Below are 18,536 nucleotides of genomic sequence, written 5' to 3'. Positions count from 1 at the left end.
GGTTGATAGGCCAGATCTGGAAGGCGGGTAACCGCTGGAGGTGACTGGTACTAATAGGCCGAGGGCTTGTCCTCAGTTGCTCGCGTCCACTGTGTTGGTTCTGAAACCACGAACAACCGTCGTAGCTATGCCACGGCTCCGGTTGACAGTTTCATAGTGTTTCGGTGGTCATAGCGTGAGGGAAACGCCCGGTTACATTCCGAACCCGGAAGCTAAGCCTCACAGCGCCGATGGTACTGCAGGGGGGACCCTGTGGGAGAGTAGGACGCCGCCGAACAAATATTACAGAGCTGGTCCCCGAACTTCGGTTCGGGGACCAGCTTTTTTTTGTTTTACGTTACTTTGCGTTCACGTTGCCCGACCAATATCCGCGCCATGGGTACTGCTGCAATGCTCAGAGCCGCGGGCGTCGGAGCTGGTGACGAGGTCATCGTTCCGGCCTTCGGGAACGTGGAAGTCGCCGACGCCGTGGCCCAGGCCGGCGCCAGGGTCGTCTTCGCCGACATAGACCCGGCGACGTACTGCCTCGACCCTCACGCGATCGAGGCCGTCATGACTCCCCAGACGGCGGCGCTCGTCGTCGTGCACCGCTTCGGGCGGACGGCCGACATGGTTCGGCTGCGGGAACTGGGACAGCGGCATGAGCTGCTGGTGCTTGAACAGGGCGAGTCCGAGGCGCCGTACGACGAGATCGCGCAGCGCAGGGAGCGGGCCGCCTACCTCGACGGCCGGCTGAGCGGAGTGCGGACACCGGTCAGCGGTGATGGACACACCTATCAGCAGTACGTCGTACGGGTGCCAGGCAACGGGCGTCCGGACCGGGACGCCTTCGCACGAGCGGTGCGGGCCAGGGGAGTCGAGTGCCGGGTGCCCGTGAAGACACCGGTGCACCGCCTGCCCGGCTTCCGGCGGGACGTACAGCTTCCCGAGACCGAGCGGGCCGCCGACGAGACGCTTTCGCTGCCTGTGGACGGGGCGCTGACGAAGCGGGAGATGCAGCGGATCGTCGCCGCGTGCAACGCGCTCGGTGGACTGCTGCAGCCGGCCTTCTGATCCGGGCCGTCCGACCCACGCTTCCCTCCCCGGTCCTCTGATCCGGTCCCTGATCCGGTGTTTTGATCCGGGGCTGGACTGGTTGGGAACACGGTTCAGTTCGGGGTATGATCTATCTCGTTGCCGCGAGGGAAACCTCGAAAAGGTGACAGGCCCCCCTAGCTCAGTCGGCAGAGCGTCTCCATGGTAAGGAGAAGGTCAACGGTTCGATTCCGTTGGGGGGCTCAGAAAGAAAAGGCCTCCGCCCTTGTGGGCGGGGGCCTTTCGCATGTCCGGGGCCGGTGGGGCTCAGCCCGTGGGACTGAGCCCGTGAGGCCTCAGTCCGTCTGGAGGCCCGGGACACGCATGGCCAGAATCGCCATGTCGTCCGACGGGGCGTCTGAGGCGAAGCGTTCGACCGCGCGCATGATGCGCGCGGCGACGGCGCCGGCCGTCAGCCCCGTACACGTGGTGAGGACGTCCGTGAGGCCGTCGTCACCGAGCATTCGGGTGCCCTCGCGGCGTTCCGTGACACCGTCCGTGACGCAGAGCAGGACATCGCCCGGATCCAGCGTGATTGTCTGCTCGTACAGCTCCAGGTCCTCCATGACGCCGAGGAGCGGCTGCGGTTCGGCGGCCGGTTCGACCGTGCCGTCCTGGCGCAGGCGCAGCGGGAGCGGGTGTCCCGCGCAGACGACCTTCAGGACGGCGCTGCCGTCCTCCTGGGGCCACAACTCGCCGTAGAGCAGCGTCAGGAAGCGGCTGCGGGCGCCCTCGTCGAGGATCGCGGAGTTCAGCCGCTCCAGGACCGCAGGACCGCCGTAACCCTCGCGGGCCAGCAGGCGCAGCGCGTGCCGGGCCAGGCCCGTGACCGCCGCCGCCTCCGGGCCCGTACCGCAGACGTCGCCGATGGCGAAGCCGTACGCGCCGTCACGGATCGGGAAGACGTCGTAGAAGTCGCCGCCGACTTCGTTGCCCTCGCCGGCCGCGCGGTAGATGACCTCGACCTCGACGCCCTCGATGTGCGGGAGTTCCGGGGGCAGGAGGCTGCGCTGGAGGGACTGGCTGATGGCCGTGCGCTCCGAGTACAGGCGGGCGTTGTCCAGTGCGAGGGCCGCCCGCCGGGAGAGGTCCTCGGCCAACTCCAGGATTTCCTGGCGGAAATGCTCGTCCGACGGCTTGCCGAGGGTCAGCATGCCGATGACGCGGTTGCGGGCGACCAGGGGGAGGACGACGGTCTCGCCGCCGACAGCGGCGGCCGTCGCCAGTGTCGTACCGATGCCGGAGGCCACCGACGCCTGCTCGCCGAGGCCCAGGCTGCGCATGGAGGTCCGCAGGGCCGCCTCGTGGGCCGCCGCGGCCGGGGCCGACCAGACGCGTGCGCCCGGGGTCGGTACCGGGTCCGGCGGGGCGATCTTCGAGAGCAACGCCTTGAGGCCGTCGATGCGTTCCTCGTCCTCGTGCAGGACGTACGAGAGGTACGGCTCGGAGGCCTGGTCGGCGATCGTGTAGACGGCGCACCAGGTGGCCAGGGTCGGGACCGTCATCTGCGCCATGAGGGCGAGCGTCTGGTCGCGGTCCAGGGTGCCGGCGAGCAGGTCGGAGGCTTCCACGAGGAAGGACAGCGAGCCGCGGCGCAGGCGTTCCAGCTCGCCGAGGCGGGCCGATTCCACCGCCAGGGCGATACGGTCGGCGGCGAACTGGAGGCGCAGGGCCTCTTCGTTGGAGTAGCGGCCGGGTGATTCGGCGGCGACGCCGAGGGAGCCGGTGAGGCGGCCCTCCACCTTCAGCGGGACCGTGACGACCGAGCGCATGCCGGTGCCGCCGAGGAGAGGCACGGCCCCGGGGACGACCATCAGGTCCTCGTGGACGGCGGGCATCCGGGCCGAGCCGTAGCGGCCGGGGCCCGCCTCGACGGGGACGCGGGCGAAGCGCTGGCGCGCGGAGGGCAGACCCGTTGAGGCACGTACCTCCAACTCGGTCTCGTCGTCGGTGGCGAGGAGGAGGAAGGCGGAGTCGCCGTCGAGCATGTCGCGGGCGCGCTCCACCGTGCGCTGGAGCAGGCCGTCGAGGTCGTCCGGGGCCGGTGATCCGATGAAGACCTCGAACGGATCCGTGGCCTGGCCCTCGGAGTGGGTGCCCGAATCGGAGGCGGGCCCGCGCAACGGGGTCTGCAGGACGGCGCGTTCGTGGTCGCGCACGAGGAGACAGACGGTGGAGGGCTCGCCGCTCGTGTCGCGGACCCGCAGGTGCGAGGCGTACACCGGCGTGACGCGGCCGTCGGCGCAGCGGACGCCGTAAGTGCCTTCCCACCGGGAGAGTTGGAGGGCCTCGACGATGCCGGTGCTGGTGCCGGGAGTGTGCGGCCAGGCCGCGAAGTCGGTGAGCGGTTTGCCGGTGACCTGCTCGGCCGCGTACCCGAAGAGCTCCTCGGAGTCCTCGTTCCAGGCGTTGATGGCGCCCGTCCGGTCGATCTGGACGACCGCCACGCGCACGCGGCCGTCGGCCAGGGGGAGGAGGTGGGCGGGGAGCGGGGGACCGGCGGCGCGGGTGCCGACCGCGCGCTCGGGGAGTTCGAGCTGGAACCAGACCTGCTTGCGCGTGGGCGTGTACTCGACGCCCCATCGTCCGGCGAGGGCCGCGCACAACTGGAGTCCGCGGCCGCCTTCGCGGTCGGGGCTGCCCATGCTGACTGCCGTCGCCTGGAGTGGGATCTCGCGTTCTGGGTAGTGGTCCGCCACCTCGATGCGCACACCGTCGTCGCTGCGCAGACACAGAACGTCGGCGGAGGTGCCCGCGTGCACGACGGCATTGGTGACCAGTTCGCTGGTCAGAACGACGGCGTCGTCGACGATGTCGGCGAAGCCCCAGCCCTGGAGAGTGTCCCGGACGAACGCGCGGGCGGTCGCGACGGACCGTCCCACGGGCTCGAAACTGGCGGCCGCGCGCGCGGTGATCACAGAACTCCCTGTCCGGTTGTCGGCGTGCGGGGTTCCGTGGCCGACCCGCTCCTGCGTGGGCAGAGCGTGGTTCCCTGTCGGCCGGGGATCCTGAGGCGTACCTCCAGGATGCAGTCCGGTGGTCATGGTGCGGTGCCCCTCCGATGCCTGCCTGCCCGCTCGTACTCGTGCCACCGCCCAGGCCGGACGGGACCGGCACGGCTGGACAGCCGCATGCAAGGTTACTTACCTTCGCCGCCCCCGCGGATGCCGGTCACGAGTGTTTCCGTCTGGAAGAGTCCGGTGTTTCCGCTCCGGTAGGTGTATGTGGTTGCCTCCGGCCAGGGCCGGAGTTCCGTCCCGAGGGTGTGCGGACGATGTGCGAAGCTGCCGAACTGTTATGGCCTGGTTCGGCCGGGGTGAAACACTGGGCAGGCTCCAGGAGAAGGTCCGGGCAGGTCGAATGCCTCACCTGCACCACGAGCAGAAGTACCCGAGTACGCCGAGCAGTATTGGTCGACCCTTGCGGGAGGGACACAGTGGAGTCTGGCGCAGCGACGCGGGGCGGTAGGACGCGCGCGAAAGGCGGACAGTCCCTGAACAGTGGGCGCACACCGCGCACCGGCACCACCGAGGTGGACACGGCGGCCCTGAACCGGTTGCTGGCCGCCCTGCTGTCGATGCGGGACGGCAACTTCCGCAAGCGGCTCACCGTTTCCGGTGACGGCGTGATGTCCGAGATCTCGGCGGTCTTCAACGAGGTCGCCGACCGCAATCTGCACCTGACGGGTGAGCTGTCGCGGGTACGGCGCGTGGTGGGCCGTGAGGGAAAGCTCACGGAGCGGCTGGAGACGGGCGCCGGTGAGGGCGCCTGGGCGGCCGCGATCGACGCGTCGAACGCGCTGGTGGACGATCTCGTACGGCCTGTCTCCGAGGTCGGCCGGGTCCTGTCCGCTGTCGCGGAGGGTGATCTGTCGCCGCGCATGGAACTGCGCGCGCAGGCGGCGGACGGCAACGGGCATCCGCTGCGCGGTGAGTTCCTGAAGGTCGGGAGGACCGTCAACAACCTGGTCGACCAGTTGTCGACGTTCACCGACGAGGTCACCCGCGTGGCCAGTGAGGTGGGTACCGAGGGCAAGCTGGGCGGACAGGCCCGGGTGCGCGGGATGTCCGGGTCGTGGAAGGACCTCACGGACTCGGTCAACACGATGGCGTACCGGCTCACCGCCCAGGTGCGTGACATCGCTCTCGTGACGACGGCCGTCGCCAAGGGTGACCTGTCGCGGAAGGTCACGGTTCACGTGGCCGGCGAGATGCTGGAGCTCAAGAACACCGTCAACACGATGGTGGACCAGCTGTCCTCGTTCTCCTCCGAGGTGACGCGAGTCGCCCGTGAGGTGGGCACCGAGGGCGAGCTGGGCGGTCAGGCGCAGGTGCCCGGTGTGGCCGGCGTGTGGAAGGACCTCACCGATTCGGTGAACCTGATGGCCGGCAACCTGACGGCCCAGGTGCGCGGGATCGCGCAGGTGACCACGGCGGTCGCGAGCGGTGACCTGTCGCAGAAGGTGACCGTCTCCGCGCGCGGCGAGGTCGCGCAGCTCGCCGAGACGATCAACCAGATGACCGAGACGCTGCGGACGTTCGCCGACGAGGTGACCCGTGTCGCCAACGAGGTCGGCGGCGAGGGCCGGCTCGGCGGTCAGGCGAACGTGCCGGGGGCGGCGGGAACGTGGAAGGACCTCACGGACTCGGTCAACACGGTCTTCAGGAACCTCACGACCCAGGTGCGGGACATCGCCGCGGTGACGACCGCCGTGGCCAACGGTGATCTGTCGCAGAAGGTCAGCGTCCAGGTCGCGGGCGAGATGCTGGAGCTGAAGAACACCGTCAACACGATGGTCGACCAGCTGTCGTCGTTCGGTGTCGAGGTCACGCGGGTCGCGCGCGAGGTCGGCGTCGAGGGTGAACTGGGCGGCCAGGCACAGGTTCCGGGGGTGGCCGGTACCTGGAAGGACCTCACGGACTCCGTCAACACGGCGTTCCAGAACCTGACGGGCCAGGTCCGCAACATCGCCCAGGTGACCACGGCGGTCGCCAACGGTGATCTGTCGCAGAAGGTCACCGTCGAGGTCGCCGGCGAGATGCTGGAGCTGAAGGTCACCGTGAACACCATGGTGGACCAGCTCTCGAGCTTCGCCGACCAGGTGACGCGGATGGCCCGTGACGTGGGCACGGAGGGCCGGCTCGGCGGCCAGGCCCGGGTGGACGGCGTGTCCGGCACCTGGAAGGAACTCACCGACTCCGTCAACTTCATGGCGGGGAACCTGACTTCGCAGGTGCGGCAGATCGCCCAGGTGACCACGGCGGTGGCCCGGGGTGATCTGTCTCAGAAGATCGACGTGGACGCGCGCGGCGAGATCCTGGAGCTGAAGAACACCATCAACACGATGGTCGACCAGCTCTCCGCGTTCGCCGACCAGGTGACGCGGGTGGCCCGTGACGTGGGTACGGAGGGCCGGCTCGGCGGTCAGGCACAGGTGCCCGGCGTCGCCGGCGTGTGGCGTGACCTGACCGACTCGGTGAACGGCATGGCCGGCAACCTCACCGCCCAGGTGCGCAACATCGCGCAGGTCGCGACCGCGGTGGCCCGCGGTGACCTGTCTCAGAAGATCGACGTGGACGCGCGCGGCGAGATCCTGGAGCTGAAGAACACCCTCAACACGATGGTGGACCAGCTCTCGAACTTCGCCGAGCAGGTGACGCGGGTGGCCCGCGAGGTGGGCACGGAGGGCATCCTCGGCGGGCAGGCAGAGGTGCAGGGTGTCTCGGGCACCTGGAAGGACCTCACCCAGTCCGTGAACTTCATGGCCAACAACCTGACCATCCAGGTGCGCAACATCGCCGAGGTGACGACCGCGGTCGCCATGGGAGACCTGTCCAAGAAGATCACCGTCGACGCCAGGGGCGAGATCCTCGAACTGGTCACGACCGTCAACACGATGGTCGACCAGCTCTCGTCGTTCGCCGAGCAGGTGACGCGGGTGGCCCGCGAGGTGGGCACCGAGGGCCAGTTGGGCGGTCAGGCCAGGGTGCCCGGCGTCACGGGCATCTGGAAGGACCTGAGCGACAACGTCAACCTGATGGCCTACAACCTGACCATGCAGGTGCGGAACATCTCGCAGGTCGCGGCGGCCGTCGCCAACGGCGACCTGACCCGCACGGTGACGATCGAGGCGCGCGGTGAGGTCGCACAGCTCGCCGACACCTTCAACACCATGGTGAAGACGCTGAGTTCGTTCGCCGAGCAGGTCACCAAGGTGGCCCGCGAGGTGGGTACGGACGGCATCCTCGGCGGTCAGGCGCACGTCCCGGGAGTCGCCGGCACGTGGAAGGACCTCACCGAGTCGGTGAACGGCATGGCGTCCAACCTGACCGGCCAGGTGCGCAACATCGCGATGGTCACCACGGCCATCGCCAAGGGCGATCTGACCAAGAAGATCGACATCGACGCGCGCGGCGAGATCCTGGAGCTCAAGACCACCATCAACACGATGGTCGACCAGCTCTCGTCCTTCGCGGAGGAGGTCACCCGAGTCGCCCGCGAGGTGGGCACCGAGGGGCAGTTGGGCGGCCAGGCGCGTGTCCGTGACGTCGACGGCACGTGGCGCGACCTCACCGAGTCGGTGAACGAGATGGCCGGGAACCTGACCCGGCAGGTGCGCGCCATCGCGCGCGTGGCGACCGCGGTGACCCGCGGCGACCTGAACCTGAAGATCGACGTGGACGCCTCCGGCGAGATCCAGGAACTCCAGGACTACATCAACAAGATGATCGCCAACCTGCGTGACACCACCATCGCGAACAAGGAACAGGACTGGCTGAAGGGCAACCTCGCCCGCATCTCCGCGCTGATGCAGGGCCGCCGCGACCTCGACGACGTGGCCTCGCTGATCATGAGCGAGCTGACGCCGGTCGTCTCGGCCCAGCACGGCGCGTTCTTCCTCTCGATGCCGCTGGTCGACGGCAAGGACGCGGCCACCGAGGACGAGGAGGCCTACGAGCTGCGCATGCTCGGGTCGTACGGCTACTCGATGGGCTCCATGCCGACGTCGTTCCGCCCGGGTGAGGCGCTGATCGGGACGGCCGCGCAGGAGAAGCGCACGATCCTCGTGGAGAACGCCCCGAGCGGCTACCTGAAGATCTCCTCCGGGCTGGGGGAGGCGCCTCCGGCGCAGGTCATCGTGCTTCCGGTGCTCTTCGAGGGAACCGTGCTCGGTGTCATCGAGCTGGCGTCCTTCACACCCTTCACGCACATCCAGAAGGACTTCCTGAACCAGATCGCCGAGATGATCGCGACGAGCGTCAACACCATCTCCGTCAACACCAAGACGGAGGTGCTGCTCCGGCAGTCGCAGGAGCTCACCGAGCAACTGCGGGAACGCTCCGCGGAGTTGGAGAACCGGCAGAAGGCGCTCCAGGACTCGAACGCGGAACTGGAGGACAAGGCCGAGCTGCTGGCCCAGCAGAACCGCGACATCGAGGTCAAGAACACCGAGATCGAGGAAGCCAGGCAGGTCCTGGAGGAGCGCGCCGAGCAACTCGCCGTCTCCATGCGCTACAAGAGCGAGTTCCTGGCCAACATGTCGCACGAGCTGCGGACTCCGCTCAACTCCCTGCTGATCCTGGCCAAGCTGCTCGCCGACAACGCGGACACGAACCTCACGCCGAAGCAGGTCGAGTTCGCCGAGACGATCCACGGCGCGGGTTCCGACCTGCTCCAGTTGATCAACGACATCCTCGACCTGTCGAAGGTCGAGGCGGGCAAGATGGACGTGTCGCCGACCCGGATCGCGCTCGTCCAGCTCGTCGACTACGTGGAGGCGACGTTCCGCCCGCTGACCGCGGAGAAGGGGCTCGACTTCTCCGTACGGGTCTCGCCGGAGCTGCCCGCCACGCTGCACACCGACGAGCAGCGACTGCTCCAGGTGCTGCGCAACCTGCTCTCCAACGCTGTGAAGTTCACCGATTCCGGAGCCGTAGAGCTGGTGATCCGGCCCGCCGGGGCGGACGTGCCGGTGGCCATCAGGGAGCAGCTGCTGGAGTCGGGGTCGCTGCGGGACGCGGACGCCGATCTGATCGCGTTCTCCGTGACGGACACCGGTATCGGTATCGCGGCCAGCAAGATGCGGGTGATCTTCGAGGCCTTCAAGCAGGCGGACGGTACGACGAGCCGCAAGTACGGCGGTACGGGTCTGGGGCTCTCCATCTCGCGGGAGATCGCGCGGCTGCTGGGCGGCGAGATCTACGCCCAGAGCGAGCCGGGACGCGGCTCCACGTTCACGCTGTATCTGCCGCTGCACCCGAGCGAACTGCCGCCGCAGGGTTACGGGCAGCTCGCGCCGACGCTGGAGGCGGGGGAGTTGCTGGCCTCGGAGGCCGAACTGCACGACATCGGGATGCCGGCCGAGGTGAAGTCGTACCAGGACGCCCAGAACGGGCCCGCCGCACTGTTCAGGAGGCGCCGCAGGGCGCTGCCGACGGCCGAGCAGCGCACCGCCGTCCCCGGACAGCCGGACGGTGCCGCGGGCGCCGCTCAGGAGCCGTGGACGGCCGCGGGCCGACAGGACGCGGGACCGCAGCAGGGCGGCCGGGGCATTCGCTTCGAGGGCGAGAAGGTGCTGATCGTCGACGACGACATCCGCAATGTCTTCGCGCTGACCAGTGTCCTCGAGCAGCACGGCCTTTCGGTGCTGTACGCGGAGAACGGCCGCGAGGGCATCGAGGTCCTGGAGCAGCACGACGATGTGACGGTCGTTCTGATGGACATCATGATGCCCGAGATGGACGGCTATGCCACGACCACGGCGGTCCGGCGGATGCCGCAGTTCGCGGGGCTGCCGATCATCGCGCTCACGGCGAAGGCCATGAAGGGTGACCGGGAGAAGGCGATCGAGTCGGGTGCCTCCGACTATGTGACCAAGCCGGTCGATCCCGATCATCTGCTGTCCGTGATGGCGCAGTGGATGCGTGAGGGGTGACACACTCGTACGCGAGGACGCGCGGCCGTCACGTGCTGTTGGGCACCAGGACACCGTGTGGAACGGCGGCCCGGCGTCGGATGACCGGCTGTGCCCGAAGCCGTGTAGAAGCACGGGAAACGGGGAACCTTCTGGTCCCCTGCCGCGTTTCTGCTACGTGCACAGTGACATCACGGTGACAGGGTGTGGCGACAGGCGGGGTGCAGCTACCATGACCGGCACAAGGACGGGCGGCGCAAGGGAGTCGTCCCCTGGGGCGGCGCCCGGTGCCTCCCCAAGTCCTGCGGACAGGGGAGGCCCCATGCCGGGGCGAGGAGGGCGGGCCATGGTGCAGAAGGCCAAGATCCTCCTGGTCGATGACCGGCCGGAGAATCTGTTGGCGCTGGAGGCGATCCTCTCCGCGCTCGATCAGACACTGGTACGGGCATCGTCCGGGGAGGAAGCGCTCAAAGCGCTGCTCACGGACGACTTCGCGGTCATTCTGCTGGACGTTCAGATGCCGGGCATGGACGGATTCGAGACCGCCGCGCACATCAAGCGGCGGGAGCGGACCCGGGACATTCCGATCATCTTCCTCACCGCCATCAACCACGGCCCGCACCACACCTTCCGGGGGTACGCGGCCGGCGCGGTGGACTACATCTCCAAGCCCTTCGACCCGTGGGTGCTGCGCGCGAAGGTCTCGGTGTTCGTCGAGCTCTACATGAAGAACTGCCAACTCCGTGAACAGGCGGCGCTGTTGCGGCTCCAGTTGGAGGGTGGCGGCAAGGCGGCGCTCGGTGAGGCCAAGGAGCCCGCCGGACTCCTCGCCGAACTCTCGGCGCGGCTCGCGGCCGTCGAGGAGCAGGCGGAGGCGCTCTCCAAGCAGCTCGACGACGACTCGGCGGACGCGGCCGCGGTGGCGACCGCGGCCCACCTGGAACGCAAACTGACCGGACTGCGCAGGGCGCTGGACGCGCTGGAGCCAGGTACGGGCAGTGGTGCCCCCTCGCTGCCGTCGCAGAGCTGAGGCCCGCCCGGACGAGTCCGGGCGGCAAGGGAGCGACGTGAGGAAGCGTCAGTTCCACTCCTGGTAAAGGTGACACGATCGGGTGAAGCCGGGGATCCCCCTGTTCGAGCGAAGTCGAGAACTTGGGGGAGGCACACGTGTCGCTGTCGTCTCCACCGGTAACCTCACACACATGGCCCCACGTCAGTCCGCAGCCAAGAAGCCGCCCGCGAAGAAGGCGGCCGCTCCGACGAAGGCTCCGGCGAAGAAGGCCCCCGCCAAAAAGGCAGCCGCAGGCAAGGCGCCCGCCAAGAGGGCCGCGGCGAAGAAGCCCGCACCCGCGCCGGCGCCCAACCCGACCGCGGGCGTGTACAAACTCGTACGCGCCCTGTGGCTGGGCATCGCGCACGCGGTCGGCGCCACCTTCCGCGGGATAGGGCGGGGCGCGAAGGGGCTCGATCCGGCGCACCGCAAGGACGGACTCGCGCTCCTGCTGCTCGGCCTCGGGCTGATCGTCGCGGCGGGCACCTGGTCCAATCTGCGCGGCCCCGTCGGCGACCTCGTCGAGATGCTGGTCACCGGCGCCTTCGGCCGCCTCGATCTCCTCGTCCCGATACTGCTCGCCGTCATTGCGGCCCGGCTCATCCGGCATCCCGAGCAGCCCGAGGCGAACGGCCGCATCGTGATCGGTCTGTCGGCGCTCGTGATCGGCGTGCTCGGGCAGGTGCACATCGCGTGCGGATCGCCCGCGCGCAGTGACGGGATGCAGGCGATAAGGGACGCCGGCGGTCTCATCGGCTGGGGTGCGTCGACCCCGCTGACGTACACGATGGGTGACGTCCTCGCCGTACCGCTCCTCGTGCTGCTCACGGTCTTCGGGCTGCTGGTCGTCACGGCGACCCCGGTCAACGCGATTCCACAGCGGCTGCGGCTGCTCGGCCAGAAACTCGGCATCGTCCAGGCCGACTTCGACGAGGACGCGTTCCGCGAGGACGAGGAGCGCTACGACGAGCAGTGGCGCGACGGGCTTCCGGGGGGCTCCCGCAGGCGCCCGCGCGCCCCCGAGGCGCACGACCCCGACAGTGCCGAGCAGGAGGCGCTCACCAGGCGCCGGAGCCGCCCCCGGCGGCCCGGGGCGCCGCAGCCCGACATGAACCGGCCGATGGACGCCGTGGACGTCGCCGCGGCCGCCGCGGCGGCGCTGGACGGCGCCGTGCTGCACGGGATGCCGCCCTCGCCCCTGGTCGCCGATCTGACGCACGGCGTCAGCGTGGAGCGTGACGGGTACGAGGAGACGACACCCGTACCCGCCGCCCGCGCCAAGGTCGTGCCCGGCGCCAAGCGGCCCCGGCAGGAGGCGCTGCCGGTCGAGTCCGTCGTGCCCGACCTCACCAAGGCCGCACCCGACGCCCCCCGCGAGCTGCCCCCGCGCGCGGAACAGCTCCAGCTCTCCGGGGACGTCACCTACTCGCTGCCCTCGCTCGATCTCCTGGAGCGCGGCGGCCCCGGCAAGACCCGCAGCGCGGCCAACGACACGGTCGTCGACTCCCTGCGTCAGGTCTTCGCCGAGTTCAAGGTGGACGCCGACGTCACGGGCTTCACCCGCGGACCGACGGTCACGCGCTACGAGGTCACGCTCGGCCCCGCCGTGAAGGTCGAGCGGATCACCGCGCTCACCAAGAACATCGCGTACGCGGTCGCCAGCCCCGACGTGCGGATCATCAGCCCGATCCCCGGCAAGTCCGCGGTCGGCATCGAGATCCCCAACACCGACCGCGAGATGGTCAACCTCGGTGACGTGCTGCGTCTCGCCGACGCGGCGGAGGACGACCACCCGATGCTGGTCGCGCTCGGCAAGGACGTCGAGGGCGGCTACGTGATGGCCAACCTGGCGAAGATGCCGCACGTCCTCGTCGCCGGAGCCACCGGCTCCGGCAAGTCGTCGTGCATCAACTGCCTGATCACCTCGGTCATGGTCCGGGCGACCCCCGAGGACGTACGCATGGTCCTGGTGGACCCCAAGCGGGTCGAGCTGACCGCGTACGAGGGCATCCCGCACCTGATCACGCCGATCATCACCAACCCGAAGCGGGCCGCCGAGGCGCTGCAGTGGGTCGTACGGGAGATGGACCTGCGCTACGACGACCTCGCGGCGTTCGGGTTCCGGCACATCGACGACTTCAACGAGGCCATCAGGAACGGCAAGGTCAAGCTGCCCGAGGGCAGTGAGCGCGAGCTGACCCCGTACCCGTACCTCCTGGTGATCGTCGACGAGCTCGCCGACCTGATGATGGTCGCGCCGCGCGACGTCGAGGACTCGATCGTGCGCATCACCCAGCTCGCGCGCGCGGCCGGCATCCATCTGGTGCTCGCCACGCAGCGGCCGTCCGTCGATGTCGTCACCGGTCTGATCAAGGCGAACGTGCCCTCCCGGCTCGCGTTCGCCACCTCGTCGCTCGCGGACTCGCGCGTCATCCTCGACCAGCCGGGCGCGGAGAAGCTGATCGGCAAGGGCGACGGACTCTTCCTGCCGATGGGGGCCAACAAGCCCACGCGCATGCAGGGCGCCTTCGTCACCGAGGGCGAGGTCGCGGCGATCGTGCAGCACTGCAAGGATCAGATGGCACCCGTCTTCCGGGACGACGTCACCGTGGGCACCAAGCAGAAGAAGGAGATCGACGAGGACATCGGCGACGACCTCGACCTGCTGTGCGCGGCCGCCGAACTGGTCGTCTCCACGCAGTTCGGGTCCACCTCGATGCTCCAGCGCAAGCTGCGCGTCGGCTTCGCCAAGGCCGGCCGGCTGATGGACCTCATGGAGTCGCGCGGGATCGTCGGGCCCAGTGAGGGTTCCAAGGCGCGTGACGTTCTCGTGAAGGCCGACGAGCTGGATGGAGTGTTGGCCGTGATGCGCGGGGAAGCAGAAGCGTAGAGCCCTCGGCGAGGAGGGGCGGAGTGCCGGCGACGGCGCGGTGAGCGCGTGGCGGTCGCTCAGGGAGTGGCCGGCGTGTCGGGCGGATGGCGGAACGTCATGTTCCGTACCTGGCTGATATGTGAACGTGACTCACCCGTAAGGAGTCGGTGGGCAACCGTTTCGCCTTGTCGCACGTCAAGTTGATCGAAGGGGCGCCACCATGTCCCTATATCAGGATGACCGGCCATTCTGATGGCGTACAAAGTCCCACCGCCCGGTTGCCCCACCCTTTCGTACCCCCCCTAGACTGAACTTCCAGCACAGGTGGCTACACGCTCGAAAGGCGCCCCCGTGTCCATCGTCAACTCACCTGACGGCAACTCCCCCGAAGACGAGCGTCCGTTCGAAGACGACCCTACGGCCGAGCGGCCCTCGATCGGACGTGCCCTTCAGCAGGCACGCATCGAGGCCGGTCTGACCGTCGACGACGTCAGTAACGCCACCCGCGTCCGTATCACCATCATTCACGCCATCGAACAGAACGACTTCGCTCCCTGTGGCGGCGACGTCTACGCGCGCGGGCACATCCGGACCCTGGCCCGCGCCGTCCGGCTCGATCCGGCACCGCTGCTCACGCAGTACGGCGCCGACCACGGCGGACGTCCCGCGCCGACGCCCGCCGCCCCGCTCTTCGAGGCGGAGCGCATCCGTCCCGAGCGCCGTGGACCGAACTGGACGGCCGCCATGGTCGCCGCGATCGTCGCGGTGATCGGCTTCGTCGGGTTCACCGTGGTCAAGGGCGGCGGCAACGGCGACGACTCGAAGACCCAGGTCGCCGAGGGGTCCACGCCGATCACCAAGAAGGCCTCCGCCTCACCCACCTCGGCCGCCACCAAGCCCGCCGACCCGAAGCCCGAGCCCTCCGACAGCGCCATCGCGGCCGCCCCGCAGGACAAGGTGACCGTGCAGGTCAGCGCCGCGGACGGACGCAGCTGGATCTCCGCCAAGGACCACAACGGGCGGATGCTCTTCGACGGGCTGCTGAACAAGGGCGAGTCCAAGACCTTCCAGGACAGCTCCAAGATCAACCTCATCCTCGGGGACGCGGGAGCCATCCAGCTCTTCGTCAACGGCAAGAAGATCGAGGATCAGTTCCAGCCGGGCGCGGTCGAGCGTCTCACGTACACGAAGGGCGACCCGCAGGTCGGCTAGGGGTCCCGTGAAATACGCCGTCGACGGGGTTGGCCAAGATCGGCCAACCCCGTCGACGTGGGCTGTCGGTGAGACAAAGTAGTCTTGAGCCCATGCCTGAACGCCGTACCGTCGCACTCGTCACCCTTGGCTGCGCCCGTAACGAGGTGGACTCGGAGGAGCTCGCAGGCCGCTTGGAGGCGGACGGCTGGCAACTCGTGGAGGACGCCGAGCAAGCGGATGTCGCCGTCGTCAACACCTGTGGCTTCGTCGAAGCCGCCAAGAAGGACTCCGTCGACGCCCTCCTCGAAGCCAATGATCTCAAGGGGCACGGCAGAACCCAGGCCGTCGTGGCGGTGGGCTGCATGGCCGAGCGGTACGGCAAGGAACTCGCCGAAGCGCTCCCCGAGGCCGACGGAGTGCTCGGCTTCGACGACTACGCCGACATCTCCGACCGCCTCCAGACCATCCTGAACGGCGGCATCCACGCCTCCCACACCCCGCGCGACCGGCGCAAGCTGCTGCCGATCAGCCCTGCCGAGCGGCAGAGCGCAGGCGAGGAAGTGGCCCTTCCCGGCCACGGCGCCCCCACCGACCTCCCCGAGGGCGTCGCCCCGGTCTCCGGCCCCCGCGCGCCCCTGCGCCGCCGCCTGGACGGGTCCCCGGTCGCCTCGGTGAAACTGGCCTCCGGCTGCGACCGCCGCTGCACGTTCTGCGCCATCCCGTCCTTCCGCGGTTCGTTCATCTCGCGCCGCCCCAGCGACGTCCTGAACGAGGCCCGCTGGCTGGCCGAGCAGGGCGTCAAGGAGGTGATGCTCGTCTCGGAGAACAACACCTCGTACGGCAAGGACCTGGGTGACATCCGTCTCCTGGAGACGATGCTGCCCGAGCTGGCCGAGATCGACGGCATCGAGCGCGTGCGGGTCAGCTACCTGCAGCCCGCCGAGATGCGCCCCGGACTGATCGACGTCCTCACCTCGACACCGAACGTCGCGCCATACTTCGACCTGTCCTTCCAGCACTCCGCGCCCGACGTGCTGCGCTCGATGCGCCGCTTCGGTGACACCGACCGGTTCCTGGAACTGCTGGACACCATCCGTTCCAAGGCCCCGCAGGCCGGCGTGCGCTCCAACTTCATCGTGGGCTTCCCCGGCGAGAGCGAGGCCGACCTCGCCGAGCTGGAGCGCTTCCTCACCGGAGCCCGCCTCGACGCGATCGGTGTCTTCGGGTACTCCGACGAGGACGGCACCGAAGCGGCGACGTACGAGAACAAGCTGGACGAGGACGTCGTCGCCGAGCGCCTCGCGCGCGTGTCCCGGCTCGCCGAGGAGCTGGTCGCCCAGCGGGCCGAGGAACGCGTGGGCGAGACGGTGCACGTGCTGGTGGAATCCCTCGACGGCGAGGAGGGTGCGTACGGCCGCGCCGCGCACCAGGCACCGGAGACGGACGGGCAGGTGCTGTTCACGAGCGGCGAGGGTCTGACCGTCGGCCGTATCGTCGAGGCCAAGGTGGTCGGTACGGAAGGTGTCGACCTGGTGGCCGAGCCGCTCCCGGGCTCGCTCGCGTGTACTGAGGAGGCGGCCAGATGACCGGAGTCCCGGCATCCGCGGCAGGCGGCTCCCCAGGCGCCAAAGGCGCGACGGGCGCCCCCGGCGCACCGGGTACTCCCGGCGCATCCGGTACTCCGGACGCATCCGGTGCTCCGGGGGGCGCGAAGCCGGCGCGGGGCGGGAAACTGGGCGCTGCTGCCGTCAATCAGGCCAGTCTCTGGAACATCGCCAACATCCTGACCATGATCCGGCTCGTCCTCGTGCCGGGCTTCGTGGCGCTGATGCTGGCCGACGGCGGATACGACCCCGCCATGCGCGCCTGGGCCTGGGCGGCCTTCGCCGTCGCCATGATCACCGACATCTTCGACGGCCACCTGGCGCGCGCGTACGACCTCGTCACCGACTTCGGGAAGATCGCCGACCCCATCGCCGACAAGGCGATCATGGGCGCGGCGCTGGTCTGCCTGTCCGCCCTCGACGATCTGCCCTGGTGGGTCACCTTCGTCATCCTCGGGCGCGAGCTCGGCGTCACCCTGCTGCGCTTCGTCGTGATCCGGTACGGGGTCATCCCGGCGAGCCGCGGAGGCAAGCTGAAGACGCTGGCCCAGGGCACGGCGGTCGGTATGTACATCCTGCCGCTGACGGGGGCGCTGGCCACCCTGAGGTTCTGGGTGATGGCGGTCGCGGTCATTCTGACCGTGGTCACCGGACTCGACTATGTGAGACAGGCCATCGTGCTGCGCCGCCGCGGAATCGCGGAGCGGCAGGCGGCCGCCGCGGAGGCTGCGGAGGCCGAGCGGTGACGTCCACGGCCACTGAGGTGGTGCGACTACTCACGGTGAGGGGCGAGACGCTCGCCGTCGCCGAGTCGCTCACCGGTGGTCTGGTGGCGGCGGAGATCACCGCGGTGTCCGGCGCCTCGAAGGCGTTCCGGGGTTCCGTGACCGCGTACGCCACCGAACTGAAACACGAACTGCTGGGCGTCGACGTCACTCTTCTGGCCGAGCGCGGCGCGGTGGATCCGCAGGTCGCGGCGCAGATGGCGGCCGGGGTGCGCAAGGCGCTCGGCGCCGACTGGGGGATCTCGACCACCGGCGTCGCCGGTCCCGAACCCCAGGACGGACAGCCCGTCGGCACGGTCTACGTGGCCGTCGACGGGCCCTCCGCAGCACCCTTGACCACCGCCCGTGACGGGAAAGTGGTGCCGCTGCGGTTGAACGGCGACCGGGCGGAAATCCGTATGGAGAGTGTACGCAGCGTACTCGCGCTGCTCCTTCAGGAGCTCGCGGGCGAACAGACCGGGAATGAGCGGGCACAGGATACGGAACAGAACGGGGGGTTTTGATGTTTGCAGCCCTGAGTGAACACGACATCGCTCCCCGCACGGCCGCGGCGCAAGGCGGTACGGTGGGGCGTGAAGGATGCGGCTACGCGGTCCGAGGAGGGAGCCACCGATGATTCTGCTCCGTCGCCTGCTGGGTGACGTGCTGCGTCGGCAGCGCCAGCGCCAGGGCCGTACTCTGCGCGAAGTCTCCTCGTCCGCCCGAGTCTCACTCGGCTATCTCTCCGAGGTGGAGCGGGGGCAGAAGGAGGCATCCTCCGAACTGCTCTCCGCGATCTGCGACGCGCTGGACGTACGGATGTCCGAGCTCATGCGGGAAGTGAGCGACGACCTCGCCCTCGCCGAGCTGGCACAGTCGGCAGCGGCCACCGACCCGGTGTCCGCGCCGGTGCGTCGCCCGATGCTCAATTCCGTATCGGTGACCGGTGTGCCACCGGAACGGGTCACTATCAAGGCGCCTGCCGAAGCGGTCGACGTCGTCGCCGCCTGACGCTCACCAGCTCGCGTTTCCTGAGCTGAGAACGCGTGACCGAAGCCCCGGC

Annotated in this window: 10 protein-coding genes, 1 tRNA gene and 1 rRNA gene; 11 read left to right on the top strand and 1 reads right to left on the bottom strand. The window is 69.1% G+C overall.

Translation table 11 applies throughout. The features are described from left to right. Positions 1–160 precede the first annotated feature (160 nt). The 3 genes from rrf to ACFYW8_RS09450 all read left to right on the top strand — a co-directional run bounded on the left by rrf (position 161) and on the right by ACFYW8_RS09450 (position 1,278). Positions 161–277, top strand: a 5S ribosomal RNA gene (gene rrf / locus ACFYW8_RS09460). Between the two features lie 113 nt (positions 278–390). Further along, positions 391–1,053 carry a DegT/DnrJ/EryC1/StrS family aminotransferase gene (locus ACFYW8_RS09455; protein WP_365869156.1) on the top strand — a complete coding sequence of 221 codons (663 nt, stop codon included), beginning with the start codon at positions 391–393 and terminating at the stop codon, positions 1,051–1,053. Between the two features lie 152 nt (positions 1,054–1,205). Then, positions 1,206–1,278: transfer RNA gene (locus tag ACFYW8_RS09450), tRNA-Thr, on the top strand. A gap of 92 nt (positions 1,279–1,370) precedes the next feature. On the opposite strand, the gene ACFYW8_RS09445 is transcribed toward ACFYW8_RS09450, so the two are convergent. Further along, entirely contained in the window at positions 1,371–4,118 is a 2,748-nt protein-coding gene (locus ACFYW8_RS09445) for a SpoIIE family protein phosphatase (protein ID WP_365869119.1), read from the bottom strand. A 392-nt stretch (positions 4,119–4,510) separates the two neighbouring features. Here ACFYW8_RS09445 and ACFYW8_RS09440 point away from each other — a divergent pair, with 392 nt between their 5' ends. The 8 genes from ACFYW8_RS09440 to ACFYW8_RS09405 all read left to right on the top strand — a co-directional run bounded on the left by ACFYW8_RS09440 (position 4,511) and on the right by ACFYW8_RS09405 (position 18,484). Then, complete coding sequence (locus ACFYW8_RS09440; RefSeq protein ID WP_389069594.1) at positions 4,511–10,009, top strand: HAMP domain-containing protein; 5,499 nt, start codon at positions 4,511–4,513, stop codon at positions 10,007–10,009. Positions 10,010–10,334: 325 nt separating this feature from the next. Continuing rightward, positions 10,335–11,018, top strand: a complete 684-nt coding sequence (locus ACFYW8_RS09435) for a response regulator (protein WP_365869116.1) — start codon at positions 10,335–10,337, stop codon at positions 11,016–11,018. Positions 11,019–11,190: 172 nt separating this feature from the next. Beyond that, the gene (locus ACFYW8_RS09430) at positions 11,191–13,929 is read left to right on the top strand and encodes a DNA translocase FtsK (RefSeq protein ID WP_389069589.1); all 2,739 of its coding nucleotides are present in this window, start codon (positions 11,191–11,193) and stop codon (positions 13,927–13,929) included. Positions 13,930–14,262: 333 nt separating this feature from the next. Next, positions 14,263–15,123, top strand: coding sequence for a RodZ domain-containing protein (locus ACFYW8_RS09425; protein ID WP_365869114.1), 861 nt, complete (start codon positions 14,263–14,265; stop codon positions 15,121–15,123). A gap of 92 nt (positions 15,124–15,215) precedes the next feature. After that, positions 15,216–16,691 carry a 30S ribosomal protein S12 methylthiotransferase RimO gene (gene rimO / locus ACFYW8_RS09420; protein WP_365869113.1) on the top strand — a complete coding sequence of 492 codons (1,476 nt, stop codon included), beginning with the start codon at positions 15,216–15,218 and terminating at the stop codon, positions 16,689–16,691. Then, on the top strand, positions 16,688–17,455 hold the full coding sequence (gene pgsA / locus ACFYW8_RS09415; RefSeq protein ID WP_389069582.1) for a CDP-diacylglycerol--glycerol-3-phosphate 3-phosphatidyltransferase: 768 nt from the start codon (positions 16,688–16,690) through the stop codon (positions 17,453–17,455). The genes rimO and pgsA overlap by 4 nt, the downstream gene beginning before the upstream one ends. Next, positions 17,452–17,997: a CinA family protein gene (locus ACFYW8_RS09410; protein ID WP_389069580.1), complete on the top strand. Its 546-nt coding sequence runs from the start codon at positions 17,452–17,454 to the stop codon at positions 17,995–17,997. The genes pgsA and ACFYW8_RS09410 overlap by 4 nt, the downstream gene beginning before the upstream one ends. Before the next feature lie 109 nt (positions 17,998–18,106). Continuing rightward, positions 18,107–18,484 (top strand): helix-turn-helix domain-containing protein, encoded by a 378-nt coding sequence (locus ACFYW8_RS09405; RefSeq protein WP_389069576.1) that lies wholly within the window; start codon positions 18,107–18,109, stop codon positions 18,482–18,484. Positions 18,485–18,536 lie beyond the last annotated feature (52 nt).

Origin of the sequence: Streptomyces sp. NPDC002742, assembly GCF_042888885.1 — a bacterium.
Taxonomy (GTDB): Bacteria; Actinomycetota; Actinomycetes; order Streptomycetales; family Streptomycetaceae; genus Streptomyces.
The sequence above is the reverse complement of the archived record's forward strand: the minus strand, read 5'-3'. Positions and strand labels throughout refer to the sequence as shown.

What these genes read in the sequence shown, in the direction of transcription:
- ACFYW8_RS09455 (WP_365869156.1), top strand. Translation starts at nt 391, where the DNA reads ATGCTCAGAGCCGCGGGCGTCGGAGCTGGTGACGAGGTCATCGTTCCG.
- ACFYW8_RS09445 (WP_365869119.1), bottom strand. Translation starts at nt 4,118, where the DNA reads ATGACCACCGGACTGCATCCTGGAGGTACGCCTCAGGATCCCCGGCCG.
- ACFYW8_RS09435 (WP_365869116.1), top strand. Translation starts at nt 10,335, where the DNA reads ATGGTGCAGAAGGCCAAGATCCTCCTGGTCGATGACCGGCCGGAGAAT.
- ACFYW8_RS09430 (WP_389069589.1), top strand. Translation starts at nt 11,191, where the DNA reads ATGGCCCCACGTCAGTCCGCAGCCAAGAAGCCGCCCGCGAAGAAGGCG.
- rimO (WP_365869113.1), top strand. Translation starts at nt 15,216, where the DNA reads ATGCCTGAACGCCGTACCGTCGCACTCGTCACCCTTGGCTGCGCCCGT.
- pgsA (WP_389069582.1), top strand. Translation starts at nt 16,688, where the DNA reads ATGACCGGAGTCCCGGCATCCGCGGCAGGCGGCTCCCCAGGCGCCAAA.
- ACFYW8_RS09405 (WP_389069576.1), top strand. Translation starts at nt 18,107, where the DNA reads ATGATTCTGCTCCGTCGCCTGCTGGGTGACGTGCTGCGTCGGCAGCGC.